This is a genomic window from Cobetia sp. BL01 (assembly GCF_056493605.1).
This window is the reverse complement of sequence record NZ_JBVBEE010000003.1, coordinates 19,449-38,226: the sequence shown is the minus strand read 5'-3', so window position 1 is coordinate 38,226 and position 18,778 is coordinate 19,449. Positions and strand designations below refer to the sequence as shown.

The window sequence follows — 18,778 nt, the reverse complement described above, 5'->3', positions numbered from 1 at the left end:
GACGCTGGTGCTTCTGACGCTGAGGTTTGTGACTCGGTGGCACCTGACTCTGAGCTGCCGGGCCAGTAGCCGCGTGCTCAACGGCGTGACTGCATCTCATCGATCGCTTCATTGGCAAGGCTATCGGCACGTTCATTGCCTTCGTCGCCACTGTGACCCTTGACCCAGCGCCACTCGATATCATGACGCTGACTCTGTTCCAGCAACGCCTTCCACAGCGCCTCATTCTTGACCGGTTGCTTGGCAGCCGTCTTCCAGCCGCGCTTGACCCAGCCATGGACCCACTTGGTGATGCCATTCTTGACGTATTCGGAGTCCGTCCACAGCACCACGTCACAGCGCCGGGTCAACGCCTTCAGGGCCTCGATGGCGGCCATCAGCTCCATGCGATTGTTGGTGGTGTCCTGTTCGCTGCCCTTGAGTTCCTTGCGATGCTTGCCACTGACGAGAATGGCTCCCCACCCTCCCGGGCCGGGATTTCCTCGGCAGGCACCATCGGTGTGGATGACCACCCGAGGGCTGGGGGCGGCTGAGGAGGCATCATTGGCGAGATCGGACGAGGAGACACTGTGACTCACAGGGGAACACTCTTGGAGAAAGGACAGGACACAGGCAATGACACGACGCGACGTCACTTCGACGCGGACTTGCTGCCAGGGCGACATTCTAACCGCTCATGCCGGATAGCGGCAAAGCGACCTGTGTGTCCTTACAGTCCATGTCAGCCCATCCGGCGACACGGACGGCGTGGCGACATGGCCTGCACGGCTCACACCTTGCCCGAGTCATCCGACGAACGGGAGTCATGATTGTCGCGCGAATGCAGGCGGGTCACCTGCCCGATGGCGACACCGGGAATCGCCACGCGTGAGCGCTTGGCATTCAGAGGCTGCACGTACCCGACATTGCGACGGGCCCGTATCAGCATCAGGCTTCCCAGAGGCAGGTTGTAACGGCGTCCCATCCGCTCGAGCCAACCATGGCGCAGGCGCAAGCCAGGCAGGTGAAATCCCGCGTAGTCGATACGCTCGATCTCGAAGTCCACGAAGGCCAACCAGTCCCTGAGTGCCGCCGGAGTGCGCCAGCTGCCTTCCCAGGGAGTGATGTGCCGCCGCCGGGGGTCGAGGCGCAGCAGACCCTCCCCGGACATCGGCTGCCAGGCGACGATGATCAGACAACCGCTGGAGCGCAGGACACGCGCCGCTTCGCGCAAGAGGCGATGGGGCTCCGGCGCGACCTCCAGCAGATGATGGATCATCACCATGTCCATGCTTTCATCTGGCAGGGCCAGCTGAGTGAGCGGGCAGATGAGGGTCGATGGCGACTGGGCCAGGGCGGGCTCCGGCGCCCAATGGATGGCATGCCGGATGGGAGACAAGGAGAGCAGGTTATTGTCTCCCGGCCCCAGACACAGACTGTGGAAGCCGAAGCAACGCTCGAACAGCGGCGTCAACATCTCGCGCTCGGCGATGAGAATGTCCTTGCCGTCCGCCCCTTCAAGAAAGGCGCGCATCGCTCGCACGTGGGCGCCCAGCAGCCGCGCGTGCTGTCGCCGACGCGCTTCCGGGGTGAGTTGCGCAGCGGAATCCGCCCCGCGTGAACGACTTTTCCACATCCCTGCATCTCCCGTCTCTTTCATGGGGGAGCGCCCCACGCGCAAGCAAGATGTCACATACTTCTACATTCTCACACCACAAGAGGTTTGACACTTACCCGCTTGCTCGGCAGGCTCTACGCCTTTGCATGGCGATACGTCAGCCGCTTGCGCGCTGTCAACGCCAGACACCCCGGAAAAGAGCGGCGATGAACGCCCCGGGCTGTCCGATGAGAAATCGCATCGTCGATGCCACGCCAAAACCTCCGTGAGCAATGGCCTCGACATCACTTGAAGACATCGTATCCACCATATGCCTGGCGAAGGCTTGCGCCAATCGCCAGCGGGACGGAACTGCCAAGTTCTTTCATTCGGTCACGTCACCGGCAGCCTCCCCCGTCACGCAATGGGATACCGACACGACAAGAGTACCTGACCACCATGATGAGCGTTGCGCCCATAGCGGCCTTTCAGGACAACTATATCTGGCTGATCCAGAGCGACGACAGCGACACGGTTGCCGTCGTCGATCCGGGTGATGCCACGCCGGTGATCGAGGTCCTGGAAACCCGCGGCCTGACTCTGGACACGATTCTAATCACTCACCACCATCAGGATCACACCGGCGGCCTCCCCGAGCTGATCAAGCGCTACCGCCCTCGCGTGGTCGGCCCGCACAACCCGGCCATCGAGGGGATCGATGTGCGTGTCGCCGATGGTGACAGCGTGCGCGTGCAGGGACGCTTGTTCGATGTCCTGGAAGTGCCCGGCCACACACTGGACCACATCGCGTTCGTGAGTGCCGGCATGCCGGGGTTGCTGTTCTGCGGGGACACCCTCTTCAGCGCGGGCTGTGGCCGTCTGTTTGAAGGCACACCAGAGCAGATGCACCAGTCACTCACGCGCCTGGCATCACTCCCGGAAGACACCCTCGTCTTCCCGGCTCACGAGTACACCCTGGCCAACCTGGCATTTTCCCGCGCGGCGGAGCCTGACAACACGCAACGCGATCAGGTGATCGCCGAGTGTAAGCGCGCCCGCGAGACCGGCCGCCCGACCCTCCCGAGTCGCATCGCGCGTGAAAGACAGATCAACCCCTTCCTGCGCAGCGATGACTCCACCTTGCAACAACGCTTGCTCCAGCAAGGGCGCCTCACTGCCTCAGAGGACGAGCCTCTCACGTCACTGGCAGCCTTCACGGCACTGCGCCAGTGGAAGGACAGCTTCTAGACCCGCTGACCGCGCGCCTGCCCACGACCTGAAGATGGGCAGGCGTCTCGCGTGACAGCGGGTCGGGTTCTCGTGATCCCGATCAGCCCCCGCAGTCACAGTTTGCGCCGGAATGTCCGGCATGCTGAGCCCGTGTCGTGCCCATCCCACGCTGGCTCGCCAAAGAGTACTCCGTCAATGCATCAGCAAGACCTCCGTACCGACGACACCTCTGTCATCAAGACATCTGCCGCCGACACGCCGGCCCGCCTGCCACTGACTGCTGAACGTCTGCGTTACCTGATTCGCCTCGCCTCCCTCGGAGCCGGCCTGTGCCTGCCGCTGATGGCGACTCCTGCCAATGCAAGCTCTCGGGCGCTCGACGACCTGACACCCACCAGCGTGCATCAGAGCGCTCCTCTGAATTTCATGCAAGCCATCGATGCGGTGCCCGCGCGCTACGATGATGTGTGGGAGCGCCTGCGTGCCGGCTATCAGCTGCAGCAGGACACCGGACGCCCTCGAGTACGCAAATGGATCGACTGGTATGAAGAGCACCCGGAGCACGTGGAGCGTATCGCCGAACAGGCTCGCCCCTGGCTGCGTTACGTGACGCGTCGCACCGAGGCGCGCGGCCTTCCGGCCGAACTTGCCCTGCTGCCTTTCATCGAGAGTGCCTATGATCCGGATGCCGCCCACCCCGGCGGCGCCACCGGCATGTGGCAGTTCATGCCCCAGACCGGCGATGCCATGGGCCTGACCCGCAACCGCTGGTACGACGGCCGCAAGGACGTCCTGATGGCCACCGATGCCGCACTGGATTATCTGCAGTCCCAGGGCGAGCGCTGGTACGACGGAGACTGGGAGCTTGCGCTGGCCGCCTACAACGCCGGCGCCGGCACCGTGAACCGCGCGCGCCGACGTGCCGGCTCAGGGGATGAGGATTACTGGAACATCAAGCTGCCCAGCGAGACCATGGAGTACGTGCCCAAGCTGCTGGCGCTGGCTGCGGTGATCCGTGAACCCGAAGAGTACGGTCTGAATCTGCCGGCGATTCCGGACACCCCGGAAATCGCCGCCGTCGATACCCGGGGCCAGCTTGACCTTTCCGTTGCCGCCAGACTGGCTGGCATCAGCGAAAGCGAGCTGCGCACCCTGAATCCCGCGTACAAGCGGTGGGCGACAAGCCCGGGAGACAGCTCGCTGGTGATTCCGGCCACGGCACGTGACACCTTCCTCAGCAAGCTTGAGACCCTGCCGCAAGAGACCCGCGAAAGCTGGGCGGAGTACCGTGTCCAGCGTGGCGACAGCCTATCGGTCATCGCCAGTCGCAGTGGACTGACACTGGCGGAGCTCAAGCAAAAGAATCGCCTGAGCGGCAACACCATCCGGGTCGGTCAGCCTCTGTTGGTGCCTGACGCCACTCGCGGCGTGGCAGCGGCGCAACTCGCAGAAGCCAACGGCCTCAAGAAGGTGCGCGTCAAGCGTGGCGATTCGCTGTCGGTGATTGCGGCACGTCACAATGTCACCACCCGCCAGATCGCGCGTTGGAACAAGCTCTCTTCCGCCGATTATCTGCGTCCGGGCCAGATGCTGACGCTCTACAGCGCCAACTGAGCGCCATCGCCTGCGCAGCTCCTGCGCAGCACGTACGCAACATCAAGACGCCCCCGCCATGCTCCATGGCGGGGGCGTCTTGATATCAGGCACCTGTCAGCCTGGACTCCTCCAGCACTCGGTGGCCGGCACTCGGTGACCGGCACCACGAGGCAACAACAGACACTGAAACGCCGGCACTGACACCAGTCAGTCGCCCTCATCGTGGTCGAACAATGGTCGATAACGGGGAACTTCGATACTCTTGGCGGGGTCGATGCTTGCGGACCCCGTGGCAGTGAGTTGACCTGCCTGCCTTGTGTCCACCAGTGCCACCCGACATTGTCACCTGGCCCTTCGCGCCATGATCCCCCATTCAAGGATGTCCTTTGATGCAGGCTGCTTCTCTTATCCCTCGGCATGCACGCCTACTTCGTGCACTGTGCCTCGGGGCTCTGATTCTCTCCGCCATTGTACCGGCGCATGCATCCTCATCGCGGACCACTGATCAGAAGACTCCCGTGGCCCCCCTGGACGTGCCGACCGTGCACGGACTGGCCATCTATGGCGAACCGGCACATCCGGCAGGCTTCACTCACTTCCCCTACGTGAATCCTGACGCCCCCATCGGCGGACGTATGACTCGCGCCGCCATCGGCAGCTTCGACTCCACCAACCCCTTCATCCTCAAGGGCAACTCGGTGGCAGGGCTCAATTATTTCGGCGGGTTGATCTATGACACCCTGCTCACCCAGTCTGCCGATGAACCCTTCACTGAATATGGCCTGCTGGCCAGCGGGATCCGACTGGCAGAAGACCGCAGTGCCATCGAGTTCGATATCGATCCCCGCGCACGCTTTCATGATGGGGAACCCGTCACCGCCGAGGATGTCGTCTTCACCTATCGTCTGCTGATGAAGGATGGCCTGCCCTTCTTCAAGAGCTACTACCACGATGTCACTCGCGTCAGCCTGATCGACACCGATACCGTTCGCTTCGACATGGCTCCCGACGCCGCCCGCGAGCTGCCCTTGATCATCGGTCAGCTGCCGGTCCTGCCCGAGCATTACTGGAAGACACGTGATTTCACCCGCGCCACGCTGGAACTCCCGCTTGGCTCAGGGCCTTACCGCATGGCCTCGCTGGATGCCGGACGCCAGGTACGCTATGAGCGTGTCGCGGATTACTGGGGCAAGGACCTACCCGTCAACAAGGGACGCCATAACATCCAGACACTGGTCTATGACTATTACCGCGACCAGAGCGTGTCGCTGGAGGCCTTCAAGGCCGGCAGCATTGACCTGCATGTGGAGAGCAGCGCCAAGAACTGGGCGACGGCCTATGACACGCCTGCGCTCAGAGACGGGCGTCTGAAGAAGCTGGAGGTGCCAGACAGCAATCCTGCCGGCATGCAGGGCTTCGTGCTCAATGAACGCCGCGCGCGCTTCCAGGACCCGCGGGTACGCGAAGCCCTGGCACTAGTCTTCGATTTCGACTGGGTCAACCGCAATCTCTTCTACGGCGCCTACCAGCAGACCCACAGCTATTTCGAGAATTCGGACATGGCCGCGAATGGCCTGCCTGAAGGACGGGAACTGGCCCTGCTTGAGCCGTTCAAGGACCAGTTGCCCGCCGCCGTCTTCCGCGACCCGCTGCCCATCGATGAGCCCACGGAACTGCGCCCGCGGCTGCGCAAGGCACTCAACCTGCTTCGGGACGCTGGCTATCGCGTCGCGGATGGCCAGCTGGTCAATCACGAGACGGGCAAGCCGCTGACACTGGAAGTCCTCAACTACGACACCCAGTTCGAACGGGTCATCCAGCCGTGGATTCGCAATCTGGCACGCATCGGCATCCAGGCGCGTATCCGCACCGTCGACGTCAACCAGTACATCAATCGTCGGCGAAGCTTCGATTTCGATGTCGTGGTCGGCGGTTACCCCCAGTCCAACAGTCCCGGCAGCGAACAGCGCGAGTACTGGACGAGTGACTACGCCGATGTCGCCGGCTCGCGCAACCTGATCGGCCTGAAGAGTCCGGTCATCGATGCACTCACCGATGCCCTGATCCAGGCCCAGACCCGCGAAGATCTGCTGAGCGCCACACGAGCACTGGATCGCGTGCTGCGCTGGGGATTCCATGTCGTGCCGCAGTGGCATCTCGCGGCGACTCGCATCGCGCTGTGGGACAAGTTCGGCTATCCGCAGCCGTTCCCGGAGTATCTGCTGAGCCTGGACAGCTGGTGGATCGTCCCCGGGGCTGAGGCTGATGACGAGTCAGACGACTGAAACACTCGCGTGAAGATGGCCAACTGCCGCGCATCCCTCGGCATTGGCCAGCACGACCGACATGGGGCGTCTGCAAGGCTCGCCCCGGCGATTGCTCAACCATGAATGAACACGATGCCATCCGGACCGCCCCGCACAGGGCGGCCGCATGACACGCAGGGAGATTGCTCTTGGGTGCCTATATTCTGCGCCGAGTCCTGTTGATGATTCCGACACTGCTTGGAATCCTGTTGCTGAATTTCCTGATCGTCCAGGCGGCTCCCGGCGGGCCCATCGAGCAGCTGATGTCGCGTCTTGACGGCCTCAGCGCCGGGGCCAGCACACGGCTGAACAGTGGGGGTGGCGATGGCGTCACCAGCGGCTCCGGCACCAGTTCCACCTACCGCGGAGCCTCGGGAGTCGACCCGGCCCTGATCGCCGAGCTGGAGCAGCAATTCGGCTTCGACAAGCCCGCCTGGGAGCGCTTCCGCGACATGGTGGTCGACTACGCGCAGTTCGATTTCGGCGACAGCTTCTTCCGCGACCGCCCGGTGATCGACCTGATGCTGGAGCGACTCCCCGTCTCGATTTCCTTGGGCCTGTGGACGACGCTGCTGGTCTATCTGGTGTCGATACCACTGGGCATTCGCAAGGCACTGGTGCATGGCTCACGCTTCGATGTCTGGACCTCGGGTGTCGTCATCGTCGGCTACGCGATTCCGGGCTTCCTGTTCGCGATCCTGTTGATCGTGGTGTTCGCCGGCGGCAGCTATCTCGACTGGTTCCCGCTCAGGGGGCTGACCTCCCCGGATTTCGAGGAGCTCTCGACGCTTGGCAAGGTCCTCGATTATTTCCATCACATCGCCCTTCCCGTGCTGGCCTCCGCCATCGGCAGCTTCGCCACCCTGACGATGCTGACCAAGAACAGCTTCCTGGATGAGATCCACAAGCAGTACGTGCTGACGGCACGCGCCAAGGGGGCCAGCGAGAACCGCATTCTCTACGGACATGTCTTCCGCAACGCCATGCTGATCATCATCGCGGGGCTGCCGGCGGCGCTGGTCGGCATATTCTTCACCGGCTCGCTGCTGATCGAGGTCATCTTCTCTCTCGATGGCCTGGGCCTGCTGGGCTTCGAGGCGGTACTGCAGCGCGACTATCCGCTGATCTTCGGCACCCTGTACCTTTACACCCTGATTGGCCTGATCCTGAAACTGGTATCAGACCTGATGTATGTGTGGATCGACCCGCGCATCGACTTCGCGACCCGGGAGGCTTGAGATGCGTCACGACACACCCCTTCAAGGGGAGACCAACGTCGTCCAGGACGTGCCGGAACGCCCGCACCGCTCGCGCCTGTCGCCCATCACGCGGCGGCGTATCACGGCGTTTCGTGACAACCGGCGCGCCTGGTGGTCACTGCTGATCTTCGGCATGCTGTTCATTCTGTCGCTCGGGGCGGAACTGATCGCCAATGACCGCCCACTGCTGGTCTCCTATCAGGACGAGCTCTACCTGCCGATGCTCAAGGAGTATCCGGAAACGACCTTCGGCGGCTTCCTGCCGACCGCCACGGATTATCGCGATCCCTATGTGATCGACGCCATCGCGGCGCAGGGCTTCATGCTCAACACCCTGATCCCGTATTCCTATGACACCCTGGATCTCAACCTGGGGTCGCCCGCGCCTTCGGCTCCCAATGCCCGTCATTGGCTGGGCACGGATGACCAGGGACGGGACGTGCTGGCGCGGGTGATCTACGGCTTCCGCCTGTCGGTCCTCTTCGCTCTGGTGCTGACCGCCGGTTCCATCGTGCTGGGCGTGCTGATCGGTGGTGTTCAGGGCTATTTCGGCGGCAAGGTCGATCTGATCGGGCAGCGCTTGATCGAGATCTGGTCTGGACTGCCGGTGCTGTTCCTGTTGATCATCCTGGCCAGCATCGTGGAACCCAATCTCTGGTGGCTGACCGGCATCATGCTGCTGTTCTCGTGGCTGGGGATCGTCGATATCGTGCGCGCCGAATTCCTGCGTGCGCGAAATCTGGAGTATGTGCGCGCGGCCCGCGCCATGGGCCTGCCCTCACGTCTCATCATGTGGCGTCATGTACTGCCCAATGCGATGGTCGCCACCCTGACCTTCATCCCCTTCCTGTTCACGGGCGCCATCACGACCCTGACCGCGCTGGACTTCCTGGGCTTCGGGTTGCCGGCAGGCTCCCCGTCGCTGGGCGAACTGGTCGCGCAGGGCAAGAACAATCTCCAGGCCCCCTGGCTTGGCATGACGGCATTTCTCAGTCTCGGCATCATGCTGACCCTGCTGGTCTTCATCGGTGAAGGGCTGCGCGATGCCTTCGACCCACGTCATATCAGTGCCCGGGAGCAGGACGCATGAGTCAGTCAATGCATGAAGCCACGACAGCGGCCAACGCCGAGCCGCGCTCCCGGGATCACTGCGTGCTGCGGCTGGACGATCTCTGCATCCGCTTTGGCAAGACACCTGTCGTCAGGCATCTGTCGCTGGACGTGAAGCGCGGCGAATGTCTGGCCATCGTCGGCGAATCCGGCTCGGGCAAGTCAGTAAGCCTGCTGGCAAGTCTCGGCCTGCTGCCGGGGCATGCCCATGTCACCGGCACGCGGGAGTTCACCACGCTCGAGGGAGAGAGGCTGGATCTGTCAGCCCTGACGAGCCGCCAATGGCAACGCGTGCGCGGCAACCGGATCGGCTTCGTGTTCCAGGAACCGATGACATCCCTAAACCCCCTGGCCCGAGTCGGCGACCAGATCAGCGAGAGCCTGCGGCTGCATCAGGGCCTGCGTGGCCATGCGGCACGCCAGCGAGTGATCGAGCTGCTCAAGCAGGTTCAGCTGCCTCGCCCGGAAGAACTCCTCGAGGCCTGGCCGCATCAGCTCTCTGGCGGTCAGCGCCAACGCGTGATGATCGCCATGGCGATGGCCAATCAGCCGCCTTTGATGATCGCCGACGAGCCCACCACGGCGCTGGACGTCACGGTGCAGCAGGACATCCTCGCTCTGCTCGACAGACTGCGGCGAGACCAGGGCATGGCCATGATCCTGATCAGCCATGACCTCAATCTGGTCCGCCGCCATGCAGACCGCGTCATCGTGATGCGGGAAGGCGAATGCATCGAGCAAGGGCCGGTGTCAGAGGTCTTCGATTCTCCCAGCCACCCGTATACCCGCGAACTGCTGGCCGCCGAGCCTGAAGGGGTGGCCGCGCCACTCGACCCTGAGGATGCGGGCACGCCCGTTCTGAAAGCACGTGATCTGGAGGTGCGCTTCTCGCGTCCTCGCAAGCTGTTCCAGAAACGTCCAGCGGATTTCATCGCGCTTCAGCCGCTGGATCTGACCCTCGCGCGCGGGGAGACCCTCGGGGTCGTGGGCGAGTCGGGCTCCGGCAAGACCACCCTCGCCCTGGCGCTGTTGAAGCTGCAGGCCGCACGCGGTGAGATTCGTCTGGAGAATGCCCGTATCGATACGCTGGATCGCAACGCCCTGCGTCACAAGCGACGCCAGATGCAGATCGTCTTCCAGGACCCCTATGGCTCGCTCTCGCCGCGCATGCCCGTCACGGACATCATCAGTGAAGGCCTGCGCTTTCATCAGCCTGAGCTCTCAGAGGACGAGGTACGCCAGCGCGTGACGCAGGTCATGCGCGAGGTCGAGCTGCCTGCCGAGTGCGCCGACCGCTACCCTCACGAGTTCTCCGGCGGCCAACGCCAACGCATCTCGCTGGCCCGCGCCCTGATTCTCGAACCTCACCTGCTGGTACTGGATGAACCCACCTCGGCGCTGGATCGCAGTGTCCAGAAGCAACTCATCGCCCTGCTGCGCGACCTGCAGGAGCGTCATGGCCTCAGCTACCTGTTCATCAGTCATGATCTGGCCGTGGTGAGGGCTCTGGCCCACCGCGTGATGGTGTTGCGCGAAGGCAAGCTGGTGGAGAGCGGAACGACTGCCGAGGTACTGGGCAATCCGAGGGAGGACTACACGCGGGCCCTGATCCAGGCGGCAGGACTGACGTGACAGGTCCGCTTGCCACTCAAGGGCGCGCCCGCCACCAAGGCAGCGGAGGCCTCGTCCCTCATGTGGCGAGTCTCGAGAAGACAGGCATCCTGCATTGCACGGAACGCACTGCTGAGTTGCCTGACTGACTCTGGACGATTGCAAATAATAAAGGTTCTCAATATGATTCCGTCAGAGGTGGGCCACGCGACACCGCGCACGACATGACACCTGTCACCGTCGCGTCGAGCCTTCACGACATCGCGTCACGCGATCTGCATAATAAAAGACTGTTCAAGGGAACCTCATGTCCGCACATTTCCGTCCTATCGCTCGCAAGCCGCTGGCTGCCGCCATCGCGCTCTCCGTGGCACTGATCGGCTCTACCGCCCAGGCGCATGAAGGCCATGCACACGATGATCGCAAGGTGAGCGCTGAAGCCGTCGTTGACCAGTACGCCAACGTGGCCCATGCCACCTACAGCGATGCCTTGGCCAGCGCCAATGCCCTGCGCGCCGCCAACGCCGCGCTGATCGAAGCTCCGTCCGAGGCGACGCTTGCCGCGGCTCGCACTGCCTGGAAACAGGCGCGCGTGGCGTACCAGCAGAGTGAAGTCTTCCGCTTCGGCAATGCCATCGTCGATGACTGGGAAGGTCAGCTGAATGCCTGGCCGCTGGATGAAGGCCTGATCGACTACGTCGAAGGCGACGGCTATCAGGCGGAACTGGGCAACCCGGGCGCCAGCGCCAACATCATCGCCAACGACAGCGTGCAGATCGGTGCCGACAAGATCGACACTACCGAGATCACCCCGGAGCTGCTGGCCTCCCTGAACGAGCTGGGCGGATTCGAGGCCAACGTGGCCAGCGGCTACCACGCCATCGAATTCCTGCTCTGGGGCCAGGACATGCATGGCTTCGAGTCTGGCGCAGGCGAGCGTCCGGCGTCGGACTATGCCAAGGGAGAGGACTGCACCGGCGGCAACTGTGACCGCCGTGGCGCCTACCTGCTGGCGGCCAACGACCTGCTGATCAATGACCTGGAATACATGGTCGGCCAGTGGGCACAGGGCGACAAGGGCAACTATCGCGCCGAGCTGACCTCCCTGCCGGCCGGTGAAGGCCTCGAGAAGATGCTGTTCGGCATGGGCTCCCTGTCACTGGGCGAGCTGGCCGGTGAGCGCATGAAGGTCGCGCTGGAAGCCAATTCCTTCGAGGACGAGCACGACTGCTTCTCCGACAACACCCACTACTCGCACTTCTACAATGCCAAGGGCATCCAGAACGTCTATGAAGGCACGTACGTGACGCTGGATGGCCGTACCTTCGAAGGCCCGTCATTGCACGCACTCGTCGCCCAGAATGACCCGGAGCTGGCCGAGAAGATGCACGAGGCGCTGGACACCACCATGGGCCAGCTGCAGGTGATGGTGGATACGGCAGACGCCGAAGACGGCATGAAGTTTGATCAGATGATCGCCCCGGGCAATGCCGAGGGTGCCGAGATCATCAATGCCAGCATCGAAGACCTGGTCGCGCAGACGCGCCTGATCGAAGAGATTGCCAACGACGTCGGCATCAGCGGAATGAAGGCCGATACCGCGGATCACGAATTCTAGGCACTCACCCGAGATTGCCAGGCCATGGGCGGTGATGAAACCGCCCATGGCCGCGCAGCCCCCTCGCCCGAACCTGTCTCGTACAGGTTCGGGCGTTGATGCTTTCGTGCCAGCATTTTATGCGCGCCTGCTAATTCTTCAGAGTGCCTTGCCCGAAGGCCATTGATGGACTCGCAGCCTGACCGCGCAAGCCAGGACCTACATCAATGCCACACGTCATCCCGAAACACCCGATCCTTCACGCGTTGTCGCTTGCCATCGCACTGACCGCCCTGCCCCAGGGCGTGGCACAGGCCGCCCAGACACCGCTGACCGTCAGCGCCTATCTGGCCGCATTGCCACTGCAGGACACCGCGAAGAGTGGTGGCGAGGGCAGCGTGCGCAAGCACGATACCAATGCCTATTCCCTGCCGGCCAAGAACCTGAGCTTCGATCAACGTCTGTCCTTCAGCGTCGGCAACAGCTTCTTCAAGAGCCCATGGGTGATCGCGCCCGCCAGCACCACCGCTCGCGATGGCCTTGGCCCGCTGTTCAACACCAATGCCTGCCAGAACTGCCACGTCAAGGATGGACGCGGCAGTCTGCCGGCCGAGAGCGACCCCTCGGTGGGCCTCTTCCTGCGCCTGGGCATGCCGGACAGCCACGAGGACAGCTGGAGCGATGAGGAGCGTGAATTCCGCCGCATCGCTGGAGTGATGCCGCACCCCGTCTATGGCACTCAGCTGCAGAATGCCGCGGTGCCCGGTATCGAGCGCGAAGGCCGCATGCAGGTCGTCCATGAAGAGATGCCCGTCCCGTTGGCGGATGGAGAGGTCGTTCTGCTGCGCAAACCGCGCTATTCCCTGGTCGAGGCTGGCTTCGGCGACCCTGGCCCCATTGCACTCTCACCGCGCCTTGCCCCGGGCATGGTAGGCCTCGGGCTGCTCGAGGCGGTCAGCGAGGAGACCTTGCTCGAGTGGGCCGACCCGCAGGATGCGGATGGCGATGGCATCAGCGGTCGCGCCAATACCGTCTGGTCACTGACCGAGCAGCACGAGGTCATGGGGCGTTTTGGCTGGAAGGCCGGCCAACCCGACGTTCGCCAGCAAAGCGCCAAGGCGTTCGCCGGCGACATGGGCCTGACATCGAATCTGGTCAGCTCCACCGATTGCACGCCGGTCCAGAAATGCGCAGACCTGCCCAACGGGGGCACCATCGAGGTGGAAGACAACGTCATGGACAATGTGGCGTTCTATTCGCGCAATCTCGCCGTGCCGACACGACGTGACCTCGACGACCCGACGGTGCGCGAAGGCGAGCAACTGTTCCGGGAGCTTGAATGCGCCAGCTGCCACCGACCACGCCTGACGACCGCGTCCGGTGGTGTGGCCGCCCAACTGGCTGACCAGACGATCTGGCCCTACAGCGACATGCTGCTGCATGACATGGGCGATGGCCTGTCAGATGATCGCCGCGAATTCGAGGCAACCGGCAATGAGTGGCGCACACCGCCACTCTGGGGGATCGGCCTGGCGCAGACGGTCAATCCCGCGACGGGCTTCCTGCATGATGGACGCGCCCGCACCCTGCTTGAAGCCGTGCTCTGGCATAGCGGGGAAGCCAGGGCCAGTCGAGACAAGGTCGTGGCGTTGCCGACTGACCAGCGGCAGGCGCTGCTGCGCTTCCTGGAATCGCTCTGATCTCTTCTCAGCCTCTACCCGCCAGCCGACTCTGGCACGCCCCCGACTTTCGCCTGGCGTGCCGTTCTGACAAGGAATCCCGCGACATGTCCCGTGACACCTTCACCTCTGCTGCCATCCCGATGAAACCTTTCACGCGCAAGCCCTCGCCCCTGCCGCTGATGACCTCCGCCATGACCCTGCTGGGCACCGCACTGCTGTCGACGAGCACACTGGCGGCATCGGACTCTTCTAGCGCCAACACCACCAGCGCGGACGCCGTCAGCCAGTTTGCCGCTGACACTTTGAGCGAAGCCCACCAGCAGCTCGCCAACCGCCTGGCGCAACTCTCGCAGCACAGCCAGGCGTTCTGCTCCGCCAAGGGTGACGTGACGCTCGAGACGCTCAAGGAGGATTGGCGCAGCGCCATGCTGGGTCTGAATCAGGTCAACTGGGTCGAGATGGGGCCTATCCTGCAGAATTCTCGCCAATGGCAGCTGTATTTCTGGCCAGACAAGAAGGATCTGGTGTCAGGCAAGACACGCGCCCTGCTCGCTGGCGATGCCCCGATCACGGCCGATGGCCTGGCGCAGCAATCCATCGTCATGCAGGGGCTGGGCAGTGTGGAATATCAACTGTTCGATGCCCGCTATGCCGACTCGCCCCTCACCGCCAACACGCGGCGGTGTGAGCTGATGACGGCCAACACCGCCTACGCCGCCAGCACCGGCAAGACGTTGCTCGAAGAGTGGCAGCAGTTCGCGCCACAACTGGCCGATGGCACTGGCGCCTTCAGCGATCCACGTGACGCCGTGCTTTCCCTGGTACGCGCGATGACCGTGCAGCTTGAGGCCATCAAGGACCGCAAGCTGCGCCGCCCGATCGGGCTCGACAACGGCGGCACGGCCAACCCCTACGCGGCAGAGTCCTGGCGTGGCGGTATGGGGCTTGCCAACATCGGGGCGACGCTTGCGATGATGGAGACGCTCTGGCTCGGCAATGACGAGGTCGCAGGCATTCAGGGCTACCTGAATCAGCAGGTCGACCCGCGCATGGTGGCCTCCACCACCGGAGACTTTGCCGATGCGCGTGACGCCTTCGCCGCCCTGCCGGCGGATCTTGCTGGCATGTTGCGCGACGACCCGCGCAATGGCGATCTGCAGCAGGCCATGATCCACCTCGAGACCCTGCAGGCAGGCTTCGCTGACACGCTCAACCCGGCACTCGGCCTGTCTCTGGGCTTCAACAGTACCGATGGCGATTGATTCGGGAGTGAAGCACGTGAGCAAGACAGGACATGGCATGCTGGATACCCATCCAACGGAGGCACGTCAGCGCCGGCGACTGCTCAAGGCATTGGCCTGCACCCCGCTGCTGGGGTTACCCGGCGGCGCGGCACTGGCCGGTGGCAACAATGCCGCCAGTGCTCGAGGCCATGTGCCAGCCGGGGTGGCCATCTCGGCCTGTGACGATGACACGGGGCAGCACTTTGCCAGCTGTACCAGTTACCAGGGACAGGAACGCTGGCGTCAGCCCATCAAGGAACGCGCCCATGGCGCCACCCGCCATCCTCACAAGCCCTGGGCGCTGATTTTCGCCCGGCGCCCCGGCACCGAAATCAATGTCTTCGATCTCGAGACCGGTGAGCGGATCACGCGCATCGAAGCCGCGCCGGACCGCCACTTCTATGGACATGGCGTGTTCAGCCCGGATGGCGGTCTGCTCTACACCACCGAGAACGCCATCACCTCCGGGGAAGGCCGTATCGGGATCTACGACATGCATCGCGACTTCGCGCGACTTGGCGAGTTCGCCAGTGGCGGGATCGGCCCGCATGAGATCCGTCTGCATCCGGACGGTCGGCAGCTGATCATCGCCAATGGCGGAATTCTCACGCGCCCGGAGACCGGTCGCGTGAAGCTCAATCTGGAGTCGATGCAGTCCAATCTGACGTTGCTGGATCGCGTCTCGGGCGAGATTCACTGGCAAGGCGAGCCATCGCATCATCAGCTGTCATTGCGTCATCTGGATGTCAGCCGCGATGGCACCATCGTCGCGGGGTATCAGTATCAGGGACCTGCCTCGGACCATCACCCCCTAGTGGTGATGAAGCGCCCCGCCAGCGAGACCTTGCAGGAATTGCCGCTACCGCCGGAATACGTCCCTCAGTTCAAGCAGTACATCGCGAGCATCGCCATCGCCCCCGAGGGCCACCTGGCGGTGGCCACTGCCCCCCGGGGCAACCTGATCACGCTGTGGAACCTCGAGACCGGCGAGCTTGAGACGACACTGGACTTCGCCGACTGTGCGGGGGCGCTGGCAGTACCGGCCACTCAGGAGACTCCCGCGGGGTTCGTGGTCAGCAATGGTCGCGGAGAATGGCTGCTGATCGATGAGGACGGGCTGCCGGCGCTGGGGCCGGTGCGCCTGGCCAATACCCACTGGGACAACCATCTGGCGTTGATGTAGACGGCGCATCACGGGATGACCCGTGCTCCAGGTCGCGGGCGAGAGTGTGGCACGCGGCAGGAAACGACAACGCCCCGCAGGCGGATGCCTGCGGGGCGTTGTCGTTCAAAAGGACATGATACAAAGGCGCAAGGAATCAGAAGCGATAGCTCAGACTGCCAATGATGCTGCGGGATTCCCCGTAGTAGCACCAGTAGCTGCAGCTGGCGACATATTCCTTGTCGGTGAGGTTGCTGACATTGACCTGAGCGCTCAGCTCGCGGGTGAAGTCATACCCGACCATCGCATCGAACAGCAGATAGTCGGACACGGTGGCATCGCCATCTACCGATTCGCCGACATAACGGGCACCCGCCCCAAGACGCAGCCCCTCCAGGGCACCACGCTCGAAGGCGTAATCCAGCCAGCTGGAGGCCTGGTGGCGCGGTATCAGCGGGGCACGCACATCGTCTTCCAGGCGTGCATCGGTATAGGTATACGCCGAGGTCAGCTTGAGATGGTCCGTCAGATAACCGACCATTTCCAGCTCGAAGCCACGCGACTGACGCTCGCCCTCCTGCACCTGGATTCCGCCGGTCGTGACCAGCGTATTGTCTTCGGTGAGGTCAAAGACAGCCGCCGTCACGTAGCCATCCCAGCCGGCGGGCTGATACTTGGCGCCCAGTTCCCACTGGCGTCCTTCGCGAGGCTCATAGAGCGAACCGCGATCATCGGTCGCGCTGATCGGCTCGAAGGATTCGGTATAGCTCAGATAGGGGTTGAGGCCGAAGTCACTCAGGTACATCACCCCGCCCGACCAGCTGATCTCGTCATCATCGGAGCGCTCACGTGACCCCGTCGTCTGATTGACGTTCTCGGTCTCGGCCTGGTCGTAGCGCACGCCCGCCAGCAGCACCCACTTGTCATCGATGCGCAGCTGATCCTGCACGTAGAGGCCGATCTGCTCCTTGTCGATATCGCGCCGCGTGATCTGGTCATCGCTCAAGGCGGTGTAATTGCCGTATTGCGGGTCAAACAGATCGATCGGATCGCCGAAGGCATAGTCATCCGCTTCCTTGCCCGACAGGCTCAGATTCTGATAATCCACGCCCAGCAGCAAGGTGTTCTCGGTGCGCTCGCCATACCACTTGCCGATGGCCCGATTGTCGACGGTATAGCTGTCGATGGTGCCCTCGCGGTACAGCAGCCCCCGCTGTCCCTCGCGCGCCGAGGACTGATAGAGGATGTAGCTGCTGATCAGGTCGAGATCCAGCTGGCTATAGCGGAAATCCTGCTCCAGCGCCCAGGTGTCGTTCAGCTGGTGGCGCAGCTCATAGCCCAGGGAGGTCTGGGTACGCTCATCCTTGTCATACCCCGGTTCGCTGTAGTTGGTCTGCGGGTCCACCTTGCCGAACGGCGTATCATCATGGGTGCCATAGGCCAGCTTGAAGGCATTGGTGGGGACGCCATCATCCTTCTGGAGGCTGGCGAGCAGCGTCAGCTGGGTTGCCTCAGAGATGTCCCAGGTCAGACTCGGCGCGAAGTAGTAGCGCTCGTTCTCGGTATGATCCAGATCCCCATCACGTTCGCGGTACAGCCCGACCAGACGATAGCGCACATCCCCGTACTCGCTCAGATACCCACTGGTATCAAGCCCCGTCTGGCGCAGACCGCGATTGCCGACCTGAATCTGAATCTCGCTCTGCGGCTCATCGGTGGGGCGCTTGCTGATGGCGTTGATCAACCCGCCGGGAGGCGCCTCACCATAGAGGATGGAGGAAGGCCCCTTGAACAGATCGACCCGCTCCAGGCCCCAGGTCTCCGGCAACCACTGATAGAAGCCTTCACGGTAGATGCGCAGGCCATCCTGATAGGTGGATTGATCAAAGCCACGCACCTTGAACCAGTCGGTATTGTTGTCGGACCCATAATGGCCAGACAGGACGCCGGCACGGTAACGGAAGGTTTCATCGAGCTGCTGGACGTTGCGCGTGTCGAGCTCTTCGCGATTGACCGTCGAGACCGGACGCGGCGTCTCCACCAGCGGCGCATCGACTTTCAGTGCCGTGCCGACCACGACCATGGTGTCATCGGTCTCGGCGGCCAGCGCGCTGGCCGACTGTGACAGGAGTCCCGCCGCGATACAGAGCCGAATGGCATGCGTTAGAGAGGCGAGTGCCGGCCGGACAGGTGTCTGCCGTGATGTTGGATGTCTGGACATGTCGTGTTCCCTTGCAACGATCGTTGTGTGGTCAATCTCCCCTTCCGTCTCGTGGCGTCTCTCACTGGCACGCTCATGGCGAATACGGAATGGAATCAGGATGATTCGTATTCATCTAATGTGAACCGTGGTGACACACCGTTCT

General features: G+C 63.1%; 13 protein-coding genes. 10 read left to right on the top strand and 3 right to left on the bottom strand.

Features of this window, described 5'->3' with window-relative positions:
* Positions 1-77 precede the first annotated feature (77 nt).
* The gene (gene rnhA, locus ACZYGA_RS06520) at positions 78-578 is read right to left on the bottom strand and encodes a ribonuclease HI (protein WP_240704129.1); all 501 of its coding nucleotides are present in this window, start codon (positions 576-578) and stop codon (positions 78-80) included.
* Positions 579-769: 191 nt separating this feature from the next.
* Positions 770-1,615 (bottom strand): methyltransferase domain-containing protein, encoded by an 846-nt coding sequence (locus ACZYGA_RS06515; RefSeq protein WP_404625401.1) that lies wholly within the window; start codon positions 1,613-1,615, stop codon positions 770-772.
* Between the two features lie 420 nt (positions 1,616-2,035).
* Between ACZYGA_RS06515 and gloB the strand changes: the two genes are divergently transcribed.
* From gloB to ACZYGA_RS06465, 10 genes are all read left to right on the top strand, one after another.
* Entirely contained in the window at positions 2,036-2,824 is a 789-nt protein-coding gene (gene gloB, locus ACZYGA_RS06510; protein WP_404625400.1) for a hydroxyacylglutathione hydrolase, read from the top strand.
* 177 nt (positions 2,825-3,001) lie between these two features.
* A complete protein-coding gene (locus ACZYGA_RS06505; RefSeq protein ID WP_404625398.1) occupies positions 3,002-4,420 on the top strand; it encodes a LysM peptidoglycan-binding domain-containing protein in 1,419 nt (472 codons plus the stop codon).
* 371 nt (positions 4,421-4,791) lie between these two features.
* Positions 4,792-6,687: an extracellular solute-binding protein gene (locus tag ACZYGA_RS06500; RefSeq protein ID WP_479398652.1), complete on the top strand. Its 1,896-nt coding sequence runs from the start codon at positions 4,792-4,794 to the stop codon at positions 6,685-6,687.
* A 170-nt stretch (positions 6,688-6,857) separates the two neighbouring features.
* Positions 6,858-7,946 (top strand): microcin C ABC transporter permease YejB, encoded by a 1,089-nt coding sequence (locus tag ACZYGA_RS06495; protein ID WP_084208776.1) that lies wholly within the window; start codon positions 6,858-6,860, stop codon positions 7,944-7,946.
* A 1-nt stretch (position 7,947) separates the two neighbouring features.
* A complete protein-coding gene (locus ACZYGA_RS06490; protein WP_417285933.1) occupies positions 7,948-9,057 on the top strand; it encodes an ABC transporter permease in 1,110 nt (369 codons plus the stop codon).
* A gap of 8 nt (positions 9,058-9,065) precedes the next feature.
* Entirely contained in the window at positions 9,066-10,709 is a 1,644-nt protein-coding gene (locus ACZYGA_RS06485) for an ABC transporter ATP-binding protein (protein ID WP_417285952.1), read from the top strand.
* A 286-nt stretch (positions 10,710-10,995) separates the two neighbouring features.
* Positions 10,996-12,306, top strand: coding sequence for an imelysin family protein (locus tag ACZYGA_RS06480; RefSeq protein ID WP_404625392.1), 1,311 nt, complete (start codon positions 10,996-10,998; stop codon positions 12,304-12,306).
* Between the two features lie 206 nt (positions 12,307-12,512).
* Entirely contained in the window at positions 12,513-13,985 is a 1,473-nt protein-coding gene (locus ACZYGA_RS06475; protein ID WP_479398651.1) for a di-heme oxidoreductase family protein, read from the top strand.
* An 86-nt stretch (positions 13,986-14,071) separates the two neighbouring features.
* On the top strand, positions 14,072-15,229 hold the full coding sequence (locus ACZYGA_RS06470) for an imelysin family protein (RefSeq protein WP_479398649.1): 1,158 nt from the start codon (positions 14,072-14,074) through the stop codon (positions 15,227-15,229).
* Positions 15,230-15,245: 16 nt separating this feature from the next.
* Positions 15,246-16,433, top strand: coding sequence for a DUF1513 domain-containing protein (locus tag ACZYGA_RS06465; protein ID WP_404625387.1), 1,188 nt, complete (start codon positions 15,246-15,248; stop codon positions 16,431-16,433).
* 136 nt (positions 16,434-16,569) lie between these two features.
* Here ACZYGA_RS06465 and ACZYGA_RS06460 read toward each other — a convergent pair whose 3' ends face one another.
* Complete coding sequence (locus ACZYGA_RS06460; protein WP_479398648.1) at positions 16,570-18,633, bottom strand: TonB-dependent siderophore receptor; 2,064 nt, start codon at positions 18,631-18,633, stop codon at positions 16,570-16,572.
* Positions 18,634-18,778: the final 145 nt, after the last annotated feature.